Raw genomic sequence first — 16,663 nt, forward strand, 5'->3', positions numbered from 1 at the left:
CCGAAAACATCGTCCCCCCGACCGAATGCTGTCCCCCTCTGACCACGACGACGTTGGAGTAGCCGCCGCTGGCATGGCCCGACGTGACCCGGACCGCCATGCCCCTCTCCTCTGCAATGTGCGGCGCATTGACATACGAGACCGGCTCGTCCGTGGCCGCACCGAAGAGTCCCTTCTGGACGGCGAGTCCGAGCACGCGCGTGTCCTCGTCGGCGAGTGCGCCCTGAAACTCGATCTCCAGCACGCCCGGCAGCTCACGGGACAGGCCGCCGAACAACCGGCCGAGCCTCTCTGCGAGGGGAAGCCAGGGCCTCACCGTCTCGGGAACCTCGGTCGCCGCGATGTTCACGGCGAACGGGACGAACTGTCCGGCGAGAGCGAGCTGCACCTGCTCTGCGATCGTGATCCCCGCCTTGTCCTGAGCCTCACGTGTCGACGCCCCGAGGTGGGGTGTCACCACCACCGGGTCAAGGTCGAACAGCGGGGATGAGGTCACCGGCTCCTGCTCGAACACATCGAGCGCCGCGCCGCCGACAAGCCCGTCGGCTATCGCGGCCGCCAAAGCTTTCTCGTCGATGATCCCGCCGCGGGCGGTGTTCACGATCCGCACTCCCGGCTTGGCAGCCGACAGCAAACTTTCGCCGATCAGCCCGATCGTCTCCGCGGTCTTCGGCAGGTGGACGGTAAGGAAGTCCGCGTCCGCGATCACTTCCTCGAGCCCCATCAGCTCGACCCCCATCTGGCGGGCGCGATCGGCGCTCACGTAGGGGTCGTACGCGATCAGGCGCATCCCGAACGCGGCAGCCCGCGCCGCGACGAGCGCGCCAACCCGGCCGAGGCCGATGACACCGAGAACCTTTCCGTGAAGCTCGACCCCCTCCCACTTCGAACGCTCCCAACGGCCTGCCTTCAACGCTGAGTCGGCTTGCGGCACGTTCCGGGCTTGGGCCAGTAGGAGGGCCATGGTGTGCTCTGCCGCCGACAGCACATTCGACTGCGGAGCGTTGACGACCATCACACCGCGCCGGGTCGCGGCTTCCACGTCGACGTTGTCCACTCCAATACCAGCACGGCCGACGACCACCAGATCCCGTGCGGCTTCCAGCACCCCGGCGGTTACCCGCGTCGCCGATCTGATGATGAGCGCCGACGCGCCGGCGACGGTCGCCTGGAGCTCCTCGGGCGACAGCCCGAGTTGCACGTCGACGTCGTGCCCGGCCGAGCGCAGTAGCGCAAGGCCCGGTTCGGCGATTTCTTCGGTTACGAGGACCCGGGCCACGGATCAGCCGCCGACGAGCTTGGCGATCCGGGTGATCCCTTCCTCGAGCGCCGAGTCGGCCAGCGCGTACGAGAACCTGGCGTAACCCGGCGCCCCGAACGCCTCCCCGGGGACGAACGCAACCTTGGCCTCGTCCAGGACCAGCGCGGCGAGATCGAGCGACGACGAAGCGGTCCTCCCCGCGATCGGACGGTTCAGCAGCCCCTCCACGCTCGGGAACGCGTAGAACGCTCCTTCCGGCTCCGGGCATATGACGCCGGGGATCTCGGACAGCATGCTGACGATGGTGCGCCGGCGCCGGTCATAGGTCTGCCGCATCTCGTTCACGCAGGAAAGATCGCCGTTCAACGCCGCAACCGCCGCTCTTTGTGCAACGTTGCAAACGTTCGACGTGGCATGCGACTGAAGATTGGCGGCGGCGGAGACAACGTCGGAAGGGCCGATCATCCAGCCGACCCTCCAACCCGTCATCGCGTAGGTCTTGGCTACGCCGTTGATCACCACGCAGGTATCGGCGAACTCCGGAACCGCGACCGGCATCGACGTGAACCGCGCGGAGCCGTAGACCAGATGCTCGTATATCTCGTCGGTGACGACCCAAACCCCGTGATCGACCGCCCACCGACCGATCTCCGCCACCTGCTCGGGCGAGTAAACCGCGCCCGTCGGGTTCGACGGAGAAACGAAGAGCAAGACCTTGGTCCGACCGGTGCGTGCCTTCTCCAGCTGCTCGACGGTCACCTTGAAGCCCGCCTCGCCGGTCGTCGGGATCTCGACGGGCACCCCGCCGGCCAGGCGGATGGTCTCCGGGTAGGTCGTCCAGTAGGGCGCAGGCAGGAGCACTTCGTCGCCGGGGTCGAGCAGCGTGGCGAAGGTCTCTTCCACCGCCTGCTTGCCGCCGTTGGTCACCAGAACCTGGGATGGCGCGACCTCGAACCGGGAGTCCCGGGCGGTCTTTGCGGCGATAGCCTCGCGCAGCTCGGGCAGCCCCGAGGCAGGGGTGTACTTGTGGTTCTTCGGGTCCCAGCAGGCAGCTGCCGCAGCCTCGACGATGTGCTCGGGAGTGGGATAGTCGGGCTCCCCAGCACCGAACCCGATGACGTCCTCGCCCGCGGCCTTCAGGGCCTTGGCCTTGGCGTCGATCGCCAGGGTGGCCGACTCGGCGACCGCGGATATGCGCTGTGAGATGCGAGCCATCGCCTGCAATAGTTTCACAGTGGCCAACACGAGTCCGTCCGATATCCGAATTCCCACCGACCTGTTGCCCCGCGACGGACGCTTCGGCTCGGGGCCATCGAAGGTGCGCCCCGAGGCGGTCGCGGCGCTCCAGGAGGGCGGGCGTACGCTGCTCGGCACCAGCCACCGCCAGCCCGCCGTGCGTTCGCTCATTGGGCGGGTCAGAGCGGGCCTGCGGAACCTCTGGGATCTTCCCGACGGCTACGAAGTCGTGCTCGGCAACGGCGGGACGACGACTTTCTGGGATGTCGCCACCTTCGGCCTCATCGACTCGCGGAGCCAGCACCTGAGCTTCGGGGAGTTCAGCTCCAAGTTCGCCCAAGCGGTCAAGGCAGCTCCTCATCTGGGCGAACCCCAGGTGATCTCGAGCCCTCCCGGAACTCATCCCGAGGCGCGAGCCGAAGCCGGCGTCGACCTGTACGCCCTCACCCAGAACGAAACCTCCACCGGCGTGATGATGGAACTGCGGCGCCCTGAGGGAGCCGGCCAGGCCCTCGTGGCCGTCGACGCCACGTCCGGGGCGGCGGGTCTGCGTTTCGACCCCCGGCAGGTGGACGTCTACTACTTCGCCCCGCAGAAGGGCTTCGCTTCCGACGGTGGCCTCTGGATCGCAGTGCTGTCGCCCAACGCCCTCGATCGAGCCGCCCGGATCAAGGAGACCGGCCGCTGGTCGCCAGCGTCGCTCGACATCAACATCGCGATCGAGCAGAGCCGACTCGACCAGACATACAACACCCCGGCGGTCGCCACCCTGATCATGTTCGCCCACCAACTCGAATGGATCCTCGCCGGAGGCGGGATGGACTTCTCCGCCGGGCGGAGCGAAACCTCCGCCCGGAGGCTGTATGGGTGGGCCGAGCAGACCGGGTACACGACCCCCTTCGTCGCCAAGCCCGACGAGCGCAGCAACGTCGTGGCCACGATCGACTTCGACGAGCGCGTGGACGCCGCCACGGTGGCGACGATCCTGCGGGCCAACGGGATCCTCGACACCGAGCCGTACCGCAAACTCGGTCGGAACCAGCTTCGGATAGCCATGTTCCCGGCCATCGACCCCGAGGACGTCGAGGCGCTCACCCGGTGCATCGACTACATCGTCGAGCACCTCTAACTAGTCTCGATAGATCGCCCCGAGCCGGTTCCTTCTAGCGGTCTCGGCCGCCATGACGGCCCTCGGAGGGTGGTGGGTCCCAGCCATCGCGGGCCAGCCGCCGTCCCCGCCCACGACCGCGCCCGCGGGCCCACCGCCGGCCAAAGCCGAGCTTCTCGCCGACCTCGACACCGGGCACGTCCTCGTCACCCAGAACGTGCACGCACTGCTCCCACCGGCCAGCCTCACCAAGATCCTCACCGCGCTGGTAGCGGCCGACTGGCTAACGCCGGAAACACAGATCCCGGTAACCGACCGGGCGGCGAACGTCTCGCCGGACAAGCTCGGCATGAAATCAGGGCAGCAATGGTCCTACGACATCGCGATGCACGCGCTCCTGATCTCATCCTCCAACGACGCGGCGTACGCGCTGGCGGAGAAGGTTTCGGGATCCATCGAAGCGTTCGCCGACACCATGCACCAGGCCGCCTCCCAGATTCGGATGCCGGACGAGCCGGTCCTGCGCGACCCGGCCGGCCTCGACGGCTCCGAGGGAGTCGGCGGCGGAAACCTCATGAGCGCGTGGGACGTCGCCGTCGCTTCTCGCGACTTGGTAGCCAACCCGTATCTCGCGTCGATCGTTGCGTCCAAGACCTACCGGTTCACCGGACCGGACGGCATCGTTTACCAGCTGGCTAGCCACAATCTCGGGTTCCTCAACAGCTACCCAGGCGGCGCCGGGGTGAAGACCGGTTACACCGTCCCCGCCGGGGTCTGCGTTTCGGCGCTGGCCATTCGCGGCGACCGCCACATTCTGGCGGTCGTGATGAACGGGGTATCCCCCGACCGGACCGCCGGGATGCTTCTCGATCAGGGGTTCGCGACCGCTCCGGAGTCGGAACCTGCGACCGACCCGACCCTGCCGCCGGTCATAGAGCCCGAACCGCCGGCAGCTGCCCCCCAAGCCGACGACCCGCCGGACCCCCTGACCCGGGGCGGGACTGCCGCCGACATTCGCTTGGAGCCGAAGTCGTCTGGCATCTCGATCCTCCCGACCGCCGAGGCCGCTGCGGGCGTGATCACGATCTTCGCGGTTGCCGCGACCCTGCTCGCTCGAGGAAGACGGCGCGTGGCAGCGGGCGCACACAGCCAGCGGCGCCAATAACTGTCAATCAGTCCAGCAGGCCTATCCGCCCGAAACGTCCTGAGGTCGCTGTGAACCGGCGGAGATGAACGGCATCATCGCCCGCAAGTCAGCACCGACCTTCTCGATCGGGTGCTGCCGCCCTTCCTCCTGAAGCTGGCGGAAGCGGGGACGTCCGGCCTTGTTCTCGGCGATCCATTCCTCCGCGAACTTCCCGGAACGGATCTCGTCGAGGATCTTCTTCATCTCGTCGCGGACCGCGGAGTTGATCACGCGCGGGCCACGAGTGAGATCGCCGTACTCGGCAGTGTCGGAGATCGAGTAGCGCATGCCGGCGATGCCGTGCTCGTACATCAGGTCGACGATCAGCTTCACCTCGTGCAGGCACTCGAAGTAGGCCGACTCCGGCTGGTAGCCCGCCTCGATCAGCGTCTCGAAACCGGCTTGGACGAGCGAGGTGAGCCCGCCGCAGAGGACGACCTGCTCGCCGAAGAGGTCGGTCTCGGTCTCCTCGGCGAAGGTGGTCTCGAGCACTCCGGCACGGGTCGAACCGATTGCGTGTGCGTACGACAACGCCAGGTCCCTCGCCTTCCCGGTCGCGTCCTGGTCGACGGCGATGAGCGCAGGGATACCGCCCCCGCCCTCGTAGGTCCGGCGGAGCAAGTGGCCCGGGCCCTTCGGTGCAACCATCGCCACATCGACGCCGGCCGGTGCCGGGATCAGCCCGAAGCGCACGTTGAATCCGTGAGCGAAGAGAAGCGCGTCGCCGGCCTTCAAACCGGGCTCGATGTCTGCCTTGTAGATCGCCTGCTGTTCGGTGTCCGGCGCCAACAGCATGATCACATCGGCCTCGCGCGCTGCGTCGGCCACCGAAGTGACGCGCAGCCCGGCGGCCTCGGCCTTCGCCTTGGAAGAGGACCCCTCACGAAGGGCGACCCGGACGTCGACGCCGGAGTCGCGCAAGTTCAACGCGTGGGCGTGACCCTGCGATCCGTAGCCGATTATCGCTACCTTGCGGCCGGCGATGATGCCGGGATCCGCATCCTTCTCGTAGTAAACGGTTGCTGCCATTGGTGGTTCAGCTTGCCTTTCCGGTGAGACGCAGGCGGGGCGACGCCTGACGTTCGAGCTTCGGCAGCGCGACGCGTCCGGTGCGCTGCAGTTCGGTGATTCCGTACGGTCGCATGAGTTCCTCGAGGTCGTCGAGTTTGTCAGGTTCGCCCGCGAGCATCACAGTAAGGGCGTCGGCGCCGACGTCGACGATCTTTCCTTCGAACACTCCGACCAGCTCGATGACGGCACCGCGCTGGTCCGGGCCCGCCGCAACGGTCGCCATAAGCAGCTCACGCTCGACCGAGTCGGAGGGGAGCAGTTCGGTGATCTTGACCACGTTGACGAGCTTGAAGAGCTGCTTGGTGATCTGCTCGACGGACGTTTCCTCGACGTCGATCACGATGTTGATCCTGCTGAAGCGCGCGTCGTCGGACGGCGCCACCGCGAGGGAGATGATGTTGAAACCGCGCCGCGCGAACAGGCCGCTGATCCGGGCGAGCACGCCCGACCTGTTCTCGACCAGCACCGAAAGCGTTTGATGGTTTAGGACGCTCATTGCACCAACTTCTCCCCACCAGGCTTCTGCGACGGATGGACAACCACATCATCGTTCGATGCTCCCGCAGGCACCATCGGGAACACCTTCTCGCGTGAATCGGTCCGGAAGTCGATGACGACCGGGCGGTCGTCGATCGCATTCGCCTTCGCGATGACCGGCTCGACCTCCTCCGCTGCCTCCACCCGGAACGCAGCACAACCCATCGCTTCGGCCCACTTCACATAGTCGGGGAGGTCCGGCGACAGGTAGACCTCGCTGTAGCGCTCCTCGTAGAACATCTCCTGCCACTGGCGGACCATCCCGAGATAAGCGTTGTTGAGTATGGCCACCTTGACGGGGATCCGCTCGCTCGAAGCGGTGACCAGCTCCTGCGCGGTCATCTGGAAGCAGCCGTCGCCGTCAACCGCCCAAACGGTCCGGTCGGGCCTGCCGACCTTCGCGCCGATCGCGGCGGGAACACAGAAACCCATGGTTCCGAGGCCCCCGGAGTTGACCCACGTGTAGGGCTCGTTGAACTGCCAGTACTGGCTCGCCCACATCTGGTGCTGGCCGACCCCGGAGGCGAGGATGGTCCCTTCGGGAGCGAGGTCCCGAAGCACCTCCATCACCTGTTGCGGCTTGAGCGCGTCCCCGTCCACGTGGGGGTCGTAGTGCAGCGGGTACAGCTCCTGCCACCCGGAGATCCGGCTGCGCCACTCGTTGCGGTCCGCCTGCGTGTGGCTCTCCAGCGCCTTCACGATCTCGCCGATGACCTGGCGGCAGTCTCCGACGATCGGCACGTCGGGCCGGCGGATTTTTCCGAGCTCGGCGGGGTCTATGTCGACATGGATGATCTTCGCCTCGGGTGCGAACGTCGCGACCTTTCCGGTCACCCGGTCGTCGAAACGTGTCCCCAACGCGATCAGCAGGTCGGACTTCTGCATTGCGGTTATCGCGGTGTAGTTGCCGTGCATGCCCGGCATGCCGAGGCAGAGCGGGTGATCGTCGGGGAACGCGCCGCGCGCCATCAGAGTGGTCACAACGGGTGTCCCGGTTCGTTCGGCCAGCTCGCGCAGGGCGTCGGCAGCGCGGGACTTCAGGATCCCGCCGCCCGCGTAGATGACCGGTTTGCGAGCCTCGCTGATCAGCCGCGCCGCCTCCTTGATCATCTTGGGGTGCCCCTTCAGGTTCGGCTTGTAACCAGGCAGCGACGAGGAGACCTCGTCGTCGGTCGGCCAGTTCCAAGTCACCTCTGCCTGGAGCACGTCCTTGGGCACGTCGAGAAGAACCGGGCCGGGACGTCCGGTCGTCGCCAGATGGAAGGCCTGGCGGACCATCAACGGGATCTCGTTCGGATCCATGATCAGCTCGTTGTGCTTGGTGACCGACCGGGTGATGCCTACGGTGTCGCACTCCTGGAAACCGTCGGTCCCGATGACCGGCCTGCTCACCTGACCGGTGATCGCGACCATCGGCACGGAGTCCATGTACGCGTCGCAGAGCGGGGTGACCAGGTTGGTTGCGGCCGGACCGCTGGTGACCAAGGCGACGCCCGGCCGCCCGGTCACGTGCGCGTAACCCTCCGCCATGTGGCCGGCGCCCTGCTCGTGGCGGACGAGGATGTGGCGGATCGGGCTGTCGAGGATCGGGTCGTAGGCCGGGAGGATGCACCCGCCAGGCAGCCCGAAGACCACCTCGACGTTCTCCATTTCCAGGCTTTTGATGAGAGCTTGGGCTCCGGTCATCTTCATGGGCGGTCTCTGGCTTTCCCTTCGGACTGCTGGCGGGGGTGCGTGTTGGACGTGTAAGTGTGCGGAAATTGAAACGACCTCCCGGATGGGAGGTCGTCAACGCACGCGCAGGTTGGCGCGTGCGTCAGGTGATGAGTACGAGAACGAGCGCGGTGCTCACGCCGGTCAGTGTGTCACACGCCCGTTCGGTACGCAAACAGGCGGTCTCGGCCTGAGCGTGTCAGGTGTTCTTGACGAGGATCGACTCGACAACGTCGGAAACGTCCTCGATCCGGTTGGCGGCGTTCTCGAGCGATTGGAGAATGTCCTTCCACTTGAGAACTTCGAGTGCCTCGTACTCACCGCTGAACAGCCGGGCCATACCTCGCCGGTAGATGGCGTCGCCTTCGCGCTCGAGGTTCTCGATCCTCTCCAGCCGCCGCCGGGCACCTTCCCGAGACTTGAGGCAACCGATGAGCAAGTCGAGCTCGGTAGCCATGCCCGTCAGCACTTCTGTCATCTCCAGCGCTTCAGGAAGCTGCTGCTTGACCGGGACGAGGTGGACGAGTTCGGCGGCGGAGAACATATCGTCGACGACGTCGTCGATCTCTTCGGTCAGGGCGTGGATATCGGCGCGGTCGTAAGGCGTGACGAAGCTGGCATCAAGCCGGCGGAGAAGGTCGGCGGTGATCTGATCGCCTCGGCGCTCGAAGCTTCGGATCTCCTGGTGGTGCTCGTCTACTTCGTCGAACCCCACGAGCATCTTGCCCAACGTTTCGGAGCAATCGACCACGTTGTTGGTAGCCAATTTGAACAGGTTGAAAAAGCCTGAGTCGGCGGGCGTCAGGCGCATCCGCACCAACCTGGCGAGCGCGCTCCTCGCCCGGCGGAGCCTTCTCGACTGCCGCCCGGTCAAGGTGCTCCGGGTTCGGAGGAACAGGGACTGGCCAGGCAAGAGCCGCTTCGGACCGTTCAGCGCCGAGATGCGCCTGCCGAGGTTGACCGCGTGATCACCGAGACGCTCGTAGAAACGAGCCACCAGGGCAAGCTCGGCGGCGACCGCCGGCTCCGACCCGCCCGCGGACCCTTCCCCCAGAAGGCTGCTGGCCAGCATGTCAAGCTCGTCGTCGGCTTCCTGAATCTGGAAGGTGATGTCGCGGGAGCACTCGGAGTAGGCGCGGCTCGCCAGCTGCCACATCCGCACGCACGCGTCGCACATGAGTTGGATCAGGCCGCGGCTGCGGGGGCTGATGTTGCCTCCTAGCCCCTGCCGGGTGCGCTGGGCTATGTGTTCGGCGAGATCCGCGCTGCGCTCGAGCTCCGGCGCCATCTGAAGGATGGTGATCAGATCCTCGAGTTCCTCGGGACCGATGGTGCTGTCGGCGAGCCGGTCCTTGATCAGCCCGGTGAGCTCCTCCACCCGGTCGTCGATCCGCCGGTCGTCGGCGATGATCCGATCGGCGCGCTCGAGGTCCTGGTCGAGGAGGGCAGTCGTCGCCCAGCTGGTGGTCTCGATCACCGTGGCGAAAAGCACAAGGACGGCCCGGTCTACCCTCTTCCGGAACTCGTCCCGGTCCACGGACTCCCTACCCACATAGGTACGGTACCCCTTTGCAGCGATAAGTTTCCCCGATGCCGCATGACGACGCGCGATCCCGTAATTCGCTCATCCCCTACTCCGCGACGTTTCGTTCGCTTCTCCCGCTTGCGTTCACCGGCAACGCGCTGAAGCCGATCTCGCGCACCGGACGCCTGTCGGCCTGGGCGTTCCCGCCGGGATGGCACGTCTCCGAGTTGCCGCTGGCGACGCTCGCCCTCCAGCTCGCCGGGACGGCTCGGACCCTTCGCGGAGGACGTTGGCGGACCCGCGACGGAGCGCTGAGAATCGTGGCCCAGGCGGCATCGGCCGCCGGGCTCGTTGAGCTCCAGCGCGCGGCCGCCGACTCTGGACGGATCCTCGAGAAGGCCCTGCGGGACGGACTCGGTGCCGACTACCGGGCGCGGGCCGCAACAGCGGGGGTGGCGGCTCCGGAGGGACCGCCCGTGCCGAGGCTCGGTCCCGTTCCGTCATGGATCACCCGGCGGTCGCGGCTCCGCGCGTCAGGTATCTCTTACGGTCCTGCCGGCAAGCGCAACCTGCTCGACGTCTGGGCGCGTCCGGGAGTCCCACCGGACGGTAAGGCGCCGGTGCTCATCCAGGTGCCAGGCGGCGGCTGGGTCAGCGGCGAGACCAAATGGCAGGCCTACCCGCTCATGGACCGGCTCATCGAAGCGGGCTGGGTCTGCGTCCCGATCAACTACCGCCTCAGCCCGAGGGCGACCTTTCCGGACCACATCGTCGACGTGAAGCGGGCGATCGCGTGGGTGAAGGCAAACATCGCCCAGTACGGCGGTGACCCAGACTTCGTCGTGATCACCGGTGGATCCGCCGGGGGGCACCTCTCGTCGTTGGCCGCGATGTCCGCCAACGCGCCGGAGTTCCAGCCTGGTTTCGAGGACGCAGACACTTCGGTGCGGGCCGCGGTGCCCTTCTACGGCGTCTACGACCTCAGCGACTGGGACGGTCGCGGAGGCCCTCCGCAGACGATCAAGTTCATCGAGAGGGTCGTGATGAAGCGCGCGCTCGCCGCCCATCGCGACGAGTGGCTGAAAGCCTCCCCCATCCACTGGGTCAGCGCCGACGCCCCTCCAACCATGATCATCCACGGCACCAACGATTCGCTGGTTCCGGTGGAGGGCGCGCGCCGTATGTCGGAGACCTTGCGGGCCGTGTCGAATCAGCCGGTCGTCTACGCGGAACTTCCGTACGCGCAGCACGCGTTCGAAATTTATGCGTCCCTTCGTACCCGCCACACCGTTCGCGCAGTCGAGCGGTTCCTCGCATACGTTCGCGCGAGCTACGTCAGCAGTTCCTCGGCATCCGTGCGGTCGAACGACAACGGCCCGGTGGTACACCAGGTGGCCGCGAGCTGACCCAAATGATCACGGCTCGGTGATGGCGCCCCTGTCGGCTCCTGTCACCAAGCGGGCGTACTTCGCCAGCACCCCCGACTTGTAGCGGGGCTCGGGCATCTTCACCCCGGCGCGGCGACGACCGAGTTCGGCCTCGTCGACTAGCAGATCGATCGCTCGGGTCGGGACATCGACGACGATGCGGTCGCCGTCGGCGACCAACGCGATCGGGCCTCCGTCCACCGCCTCTGGGGCGACGTGACCGACGCAGAACCCGTGCGTGCCACCGCTGAACCTTCCATCCGTTACCAACGCACAGTCAGCCCCTCTGCCGGCGCCCTTCATCGCTCCGGTGACCGCGAGCATCTCCCGCATTCCCGGCCCGCCCTTGGGGCCTTCGTAGCGGATGACCAGCACCGTGCCCGGCTGGATCTCGCCGGCGAGGATCGCCTCCATCGCCTTGTCCTCGCCGTCGAAGACCCGAGCGGTCCCCTCGAAACGCTCTTGATCTATGCCCGCGACCTTCACGACCGCGCCATTTGGAGCGAGGCTCCCGTTGAGGACTGCTATGCCGCCGTCGGCGTGGATCGGCTCGGATATCGGACGGACCACGATCCCGTCCGGGGCAGGCGGGTCGAGCGCGGCGAGATTCTCGGCGACCGTGCGGCCCGTGACAGTGAGACAGTCCCCGTTGATCAGGCCGGCGTCGAGGAGTTCACGCATGACCATCGGCACTCCTCCGACCCGATCGACATCGACCATGTGGAACCGGCCGTGCGGCTTGGTGTCGGCTATGTGAGGAACTTTTCGGCCGACGCGGTTGAAGTCGTCGAGGGTCAGTTGCACTCTCGCCTCGTTGGCTATGGCGAGCAGGTGAAGGACGGCGTTGGTGGAGCCGCCCAGCGCCATCGTGACCGCGATCGCGTTCTCGAACGCCCCTATGGTCATGATGTCCCGTGGGCGGATGCCCTTCTCGAGAAGGTTGATAACCGCCTTTCCCGTCTCGCGGGCGAAGTCGTCCCTGCGCGGGTCGACCGCCACCGGCGACGCCGAGCCGGGCAGCGCCATCCCGAGCGCCTCGGAGACAGAAGCCATGGTGTTGGCGGTGAACATCCCGGCGCAGCTCCCGATCGTCGGGCAGGCGTTTCGTTCGATCAATGCCAGTTCCTCGTCGCCCAGCTTGCCTGCAGCTCGGGAACCCACCGCCTCGAACACGCTGACGATGTCGAGAGCCTCGCCGTGGGCCCCGCGCCCCGGCATGATCGAGCCGCCGTAGAGGAACACGCTCGGAAGGTTGATCCGGGCGGCGGCCATGAGCATGCCCGGCAGGGACTTGTCGCAACCGGCGAACGTGACCATCCCGTCGAACCTCTCGGCGTGCATCACCGTCTCGACCGAGTCGGCGATCACCTCTCTGCTGACCAGGGAGGCGCGCATCCCTTCGTGGCCCATGGAGATGCCGTCCGAGACCGCGATGGTGACGAACTCGATCGGGTAACCGCCGGCCTCCCGGATGCCCTCTTTCGCCTGCTTGGCCAGGCGGTCGAGCGGCATGTTGCAGGGGGTTACCTCGTTCCACGAGGAAGCCACGCCGACCTGGGGCTTGGACCAGTCCCCGTCGGTCATGCCGATCGCCCTGAGCATGGCCCGGGCCGGTGCCCGCTCGTAGCCCTCGGTGACCTCGCGGCTGCGGGGCTTCATGTCGCTCGCCATTAATCCACCATAGGCCGTGTGTACTATCCGCCGCCGTGGGTTATCGGCGCCGTGTTGCTGTCACGAGCGCCCCTGTCGTTATCGCTGTGGCTTTGGCCTGCGCCGGGTGCGGGCTCGGTCCCGACCACACCTTGAACACCAGGAGCCTGGACTCGCAGATCGCCGCGCAGCTGAAGGCCCGCTACCCGTTTGGCCGGGTCCAGGTCAGCTGTCCCAGCGGGGTGAGAGAGAAGGTCGGGACCGGGTTTTCGTGCTCGGCAGTCGTCGACGCTCAGAACCTCACGCTCGACGGTTCGGTCACCTCGCCGGGCGGTCGCTACAGCATCCAGCCTGCTCAGGCCATCGTGGTCAGCAGCCAGGCCGCGTCAACCTTGCAACAGCAGATCTCCGCACAGCTTCACGAGCCGGCTTCGGTAACCTGCAGCCCGCCGGCCGTCCGGGTCGTGCCCGCCGAAGGCCAGTTCGCCTGCAACGCGACGCTCGGCGGATCGGTGTCCCGGCAGGTGACCGTCACCGTCCTGGACGCCGCCGGCCACACCAGGTTCAGTCTGAACCCGTGAGGGCGTTCAGGCCCTAACCAACGCCCTAGTCCTCAAGTCCCGCGCTTCGAGCGGAGAAGGGCGGATGCCTCTTTCAGATCCGCGTTCCCGCCGGTCGCCGCTTTGATCTTGCCGACGAAGAAGCCGGTGAGCTTGTCGTCGCCACCGACATAGCGCTCCCACTCGTTCGGGTGTTCCGACACGATCCGGTTCACGACCTCTTCGAGGGCGCCGGCGCTCATCGCCTCGAAGCCAAGTCGCTTGGCGATTTCCTCCGGGTCCCCTCCGGACGCGAGCATCTCCTTCAGGACCGCCCGGGACTGCATGGGGTTCAGTGATCCGTCCGATTCCATCGTCACCAGCGATGTGAACGCCTTCGGATCGAGGTTGCCGATCGAATCGATCTCTGCAGCAACTTCGTTCGCCAGCCGGCGAACGGCAATTGCCGCCGTTTCGGCAGACGCGCCGGAGGCGACAACGTTGTCGAGGTACCTGTCGAGGTCCAGGCGAACAACGGTGACGACTGCATCCTGATCCGCCGCGATGCCGGACGCGGATCCAGCCTTCATCCGTCGCTCAGCCGGTAGCTCGGGAAGTGACTCTTCGACCTCGGCCACCCATTCGGCCGAAGGCTCGAGCGGAACGAGGTCCGGTTCCGGGAAGTACCGGTAGTCGTAGGCCTCTTCCTTCGAGCGCATCGACCCGGTGCGGCCCGTGCTCTCGTCCCAATGTCGGGTCTCCTGGATCACAGTGCCGCCGTCGCGTATGACCCCGATCTGGCGCTCGGCTTCGTACTCGATCGCCCTGCCCAACGATCGAAGGGAGTTCATGTTCTTGATCTCGCACCGCGTGCCGAACTGCTCGCTGCCCGCCGGCCGGACCGAAACGTTGGCATCGACTCGCAACGACCCCTCCTCCATTTTTCCGTCGGAGGCTCCTATGGCAACAAGGATCGATCTCAGTTCGTCGACGTAGGTACGCGCGTCTTCGGAGCTGCGAATATCCGGCGCACTCACGATCTCGACCAGTGGGACCCCGGCCCGGTTGTAGTCGACGAGAGAGTGCGCTGCGCCGTGAATCCGGCCTCCTCCTCCTACGTGGGTCGTCTTGCCGGTGTCCTCCTCCATGTGAGCCCGAACGATCCCGATCCTCGTTCCGCCGGGCAGCTCGAGCCAGCCGTCCGTGTTGATCGGAAGGTCGTACTGGCTGATCTGGTAGTCCTTCGGCATGTCGGGATAGAAGTAGTTCTTGCGGTGGAAGATCGAAGGCTGAACGTGGCAGTTCAACGCCCTGCCTACTCGCATCGCGAACTCCACGGCGGTGCGGTTCAGAACCGGTAGAGATCCAGGAAGACCGAGGCACACCGGGCAGATGTTGGTGTTCGGTTCCTGACCGAAGCTGTTGGCGCACCCGCAGAAGAGCTTCGTCCTGGTACGCAGCTCGGCGTGAACTTCGAGGCCGACGACGATCTCCCAGCTGATCTCGGCGGTCGTGCTGGTCATCGGACCGCCTCCTCGGTTATCCCCGGCTCGGCCAGCGGAGGCGCGGCGCCTTCCAGAGCAGCGGCGACCTGGAACATGGTGGTCTCGCCGAGCGCGGGAGCCAGAACCTGCACCCCGATCGGGAGACCGTCGTCGCCGGTGCCGAACGGGACGCTCATCGCGGGATGGCCGGCGAGGTTCGAGGGGATCGTGCAGACGTCATTGAGGTACATGGCAAGCGGGTCGGACGTCTTCGCCCCAAGCGGGAACGCGGTCCCCGGTGCTGTGGGACCGAGCAGGATGTCGAAGTCACGGTACGCGGTCTCGAAGTCCCGGATGATCAGCGTCCGGACCTGCTGCGCCTTTCCGTAGTACGCGTCGTAGTAGCCGGCGGAGAGCGCGTAGGTACCGAGCATGATCCGTCGTTTTACCTCTGCCCCGAAACCGGCCGAGCGTGTTCGCAGGTACATCTCGGTCACGTCGGCGCCGGGACCGCCCTCGACTCTGAGCCCGTAGCGAACGCCGTCGTAGCGGGCAAGGTTGGACGACGCCTCCGCCGGCGCGATCAGGTAGTAAGCGGATAGGCCGTACATGGCGGCTGGGACGCTCACCTCCTCCACCTTCGCGCCCGCGGCCGACAGGGCCTCCGCGGCTTCCCTGGTCCGGGCGACCACGTCGGGCGAGATGCCTTCTGCGCCGGCTAGCTCGCTGACCACCCCGATTCGAAGCCCGTCCACGCCCGTCTTCAGCCGCTCCGATGCCAGCGGCGGGGGTTCACGCAGCGACGTGGAGTCCCTCCGGTCCGGGCCGGAGATGGCGTCGAGGACGGCCGCCGCGTCCTCCACGGTACGTGCGAAAGGTCCGATCTGATCGAGGGAGCTGGCGAACGCGATGAGCCCGTAGCGCGAGACCAACCCGTAGGTGGGCTTGACTCCGACAACACCACAAAGAGCGGCGGGCTGGCGCACAGACCCGCCCGTGTCGGATCCGAGCGCCACCGGAGCGAACCCGGCGGCGACTGCCGCAGCGCTCCCGCCGGAGGATCCTCCTGGCACCCTTTCCAGGTCATGCGGATTGCGCGTCGGTCCGAACGCTGAGTTCTCAGTGGATGAGCCCATGGCGAACTCGTCGAGGTTGGTCTTCCCTATCGCGACGGCGCCTGCGGCAGCGAGGCGTTCGACGACCGTCGCGTCGTAAGGGGGCTTCCAACCCTCGAGGATCCGGGAGGAGCACGTCGTGGGGATGCCGCGGGTGCAGAGGTTGTCCTTGAGGGCGATCGGCACGCCGGCGAGCGGTCCAGGGTCCTTCCCGGCGGCGACCGCCGCGTCTATGGCCGCCGCCTGCCGGCGGGCCTCGTCGGTGAGGACGAGGTTGAACGCGTGCACACCGGACTCGCCCGCGCCGACGCGGGCGAGATGGCGCTCGAGGACTTCGGCGGCGGAGATCTCCCCCTTGCGCACCGCGGCAGCGATATCGACGGCGCTACGGAGGTGTCCGGGACCCGTCACGGTGCCTCGCCGAGGATGCGAGGTACCCGGAACTTGTGGTCCTCCACCGAAGGCGCCTGGGCGAGAACCTCGTCCCGGTCGAGGGCGGGCTCCAGCTCGTCCTCCCTGTACACGTTGCGAATGGGAAGGGGGTGGGCGGTCGGGGGCACCCCTGCGGTGTCGAGCGCTTCCACGTCTCGAGCGTGATCGAGGACGGCCCCAAGCTGGCCGGTGAACTGGTCGAGCTCCTCGTCGGTGAGCGAAAGCCGGGCGAGGCGAGCCACGTGGGCGACGTCCTGCTTCGAGATCGGGGCGGTCATGATGGTCATGCTAGGAGGCCGGACGCGAACCGGATCCCAGATATATGTTCACCTATCCGCTCGCGGCGCTGTCACCACGGCGCACCCGGTTGTCGTCACAT

Annotated in this window: 14 protein-coding genes; 4 read left to right on the forward strand and 10 right to left on the reverse strand. The window is 66.7% G+C overall.

The features are described from left to right. Positions 1-1,279, reverse strand: a 1,279-nt coding sequence (serA, locus tag VFZ97_19050) for a phosphoglycerate dehydrogenase (protein ID HEX6395537.1), incomplete at its 3' end; no start/stop codon positions are given. A 3-nt stretch (positions 1,280-1,282) separates the two neighbouring features. Next, the gene (locus VFZ97_19055; protein ID HEX6395538.1) at positions 1,283-2,476 is read right to left on the reverse strand and encodes a pyridoxal phosphate-dependent aminotransferase; all 1,194 of its coding nucleotides are present in this window, start codon (positions 2,474-2,476) and stop codon (positions 1,283-1,285) included. Between the two features lie 19 nt (positions 2,477-2,495). Here VFZ97_19055 and serC point away from each other — a divergent pair, with 19 nt between their 5' ends. Next, positions 2,496-3,626 carry a phosphoserine transaminase gene (gene serC / locus VFZ97_19060; GenBank protein ID HEX6395539.1) on the forward strand — a complete coding sequence of 377 codons (1,131 nt, stop codon included), beginning with the start codon at positions 2,496-2,498 and terminating at the stop codon, positions 3,624-3,626. A 52-nt stretch (positions 3,627-3,678) separates the two neighbouring features. Continuing rightward, on the forward strand, positions 3,679-4,770 hold the full coding sequence (locus VFZ97_19065) for a hypothetical protein (GenBank protein ID HEX6395540.1): 1,092 nt from the start codon (positions 3,679-3,681) through the stop codon (positions 4,768-4,770). Positions 4,771-4,791: 21 nt separating this feature from the next. Here the strand turns inward: VFZ97_19065 and ilvC are convergent, their stop codons facing one another. The 4 genes from ilvC to VFZ97_19085 form a co-directional block, all read right to left on the reverse strand. Further along, positions 4,792-5,820, reverse strand: a complete 1,029-nt coding sequence (gene ilvC, locus VFZ97_19070) for a ketol-acid reductoisomerase (GenBank protein ID HEX6395541.1) — start codon at positions 5,818-5,820, stop codon at positions 4,792-4,794. Positions 5,821-5,827: 7 nt separating this feature from the next. Continuing rightward, a complete protein-coding gene (ilvN, locus tag VFZ97_19075; protein HEX6395542.1) occupies positions 5,828-6,358 on the reverse strand; it encodes an acetolactate synthase small subunit in 531 nt (176 codons plus the stop codon). Next, positions 6,355-8,178: an acetolactate synthase large subunit gene (locus VFZ97_19080; GenBank protein HEX6395543.1), complete on the reverse strand. Its 1,824-nt coding sequence runs from the start codon at positions 8,176-8,178 to the stop codon at positions 6,355-6,357. The genes ilvN and VFZ97_19080 overlap by 4 nt, the downstream gene beginning before the upstream one ends. 133 nt (positions 8,179-8,311) lie before the next feature. Continuing rightward, positions 8,312-9,664 carry a DUF47 family protein gene (locus tag VFZ97_19085; GenBank protein HEX6395544.1) on the reverse strand — a complete coding sequence of 451 codons (1,353 nt, stop codon included), beginning with the start codon at positions 9,662-9,664 and terminating at the stop codon, positions 8,312-8,314. A 38-nt stretch (positions 9,665-9,702) separates the two neighbouring features. Here VFZ97_19085 and VFZ97_19090 point away from each other — a divergent pair, with 38 nt between their 5' ends. Then, positions 9,703-11,043, forward strand: coding sequence for an alpha/beta hydrolase (locus VFZ97_19090; protein HEX6395545.1), 1,341 nt, complete (start codon positions 9,703-9,705; stop codon positions 11,041-11,043). 9 nt (positions 11,044-11,052) lie between these two features. Here VFZ97_19090 and ilvD read toward each other — a convergent pair whose 3' ends face one another. Beyond that, positions 11,053-12,735 (reverse strand): dihydroxy-acid dehydratase, encoded by a 1,683-nt coding sequence (ilvD, locus tag VFZ97_19095; GenBank protein HEX6395546.1) that lies wholly within the window; start codon positions 12,733-12,735, stop codon positions 11,053-11,055. A 35-nt stretch (positions 12,736-12,770) separates the two neighbouring features. On the opposite strand from ilvD, the gene VFZ97_19100 reads away from it, so the two are divergent. Beyond that, on the forward strand, positions 12,771-13,295 hold the full coding sequence (locus tag VFZ97_19100) for a DUF4333 domain-containing protein (GenBank protein HEX6395547.1): 525 nt from the start codon (positions 12,771-12,773) through the stop codon (positions 13,293-13,295). Positions 13,296-13,327: 32 nt separating this feature from the next. On the opposite strand, the gene gatB is transcribed toward VFZ97_19100, so the two are convergent. Genes gatB through gatC form a run of 3 tightly spaced genes read right to left on the reverse strand, consistent with a single transcriptional unit; the run spans position 13,328 to position 16,562 of the window. Further along, positions 13,328-14,776: an Asp-tRNA(Asn)/Glu-tRNA(Gln) amidotransferase subunit GatB gene (gene gatB / locus VFZ97_19105; GenBank protein ID HEX6395548.1), complete on the reverse strand. Its 1,449-nt coding sequence runs from the start codon at positions 14,774-14,776 to the stop codon at positions 13,328-13,330. Next, positions 14,773-16,263 (reverse strand): Asp-tRNA(Asn)/Glu-tRNA(Gln) amidotransferase subunit GatA, encoded by a 1,491-nt coding sequence (gene gatA / locus VFZ97_19110; GenBank protein ID HEX6395549.1) that lies wholly within the window; start codon positions 16,261-16,263, stop codon positions 14,773-14,775. The genes gatB and gatA overlap by 4 nt, the downstream gene beginning before the upstream one ends. Beyond that, positions 16,260-16,562 carry an Asp-tRNA(Asn)/Glu-tRNA(Gln) amidotransferase subunit GatC gene (gene gatC / locus VFZ97_19115; GenBank protein HEX6395550.1) on the reverse strand — a complete coding sequence of 101 codons (303 nt, stop codon included), beginning with the start codon at positions 16,560-16,562 and terminating at the stop codon, positions 16,260-16,262. Before gatC ends, gatA begins: the two co-directional genes overlap by 4 nt. Between the last annotated feature and the right edge of the window lie 101 nt (positions 16,563-16,663).

This window comes from Acidimicrobiales bacterium (assembly GCA_036378675.1).
Classification (GTDB): domain Bacteria; phylum Actinomycetota; class Acidimicrobiia; order Acidimicrobiales; family Palsa-688; genus DASUWA01.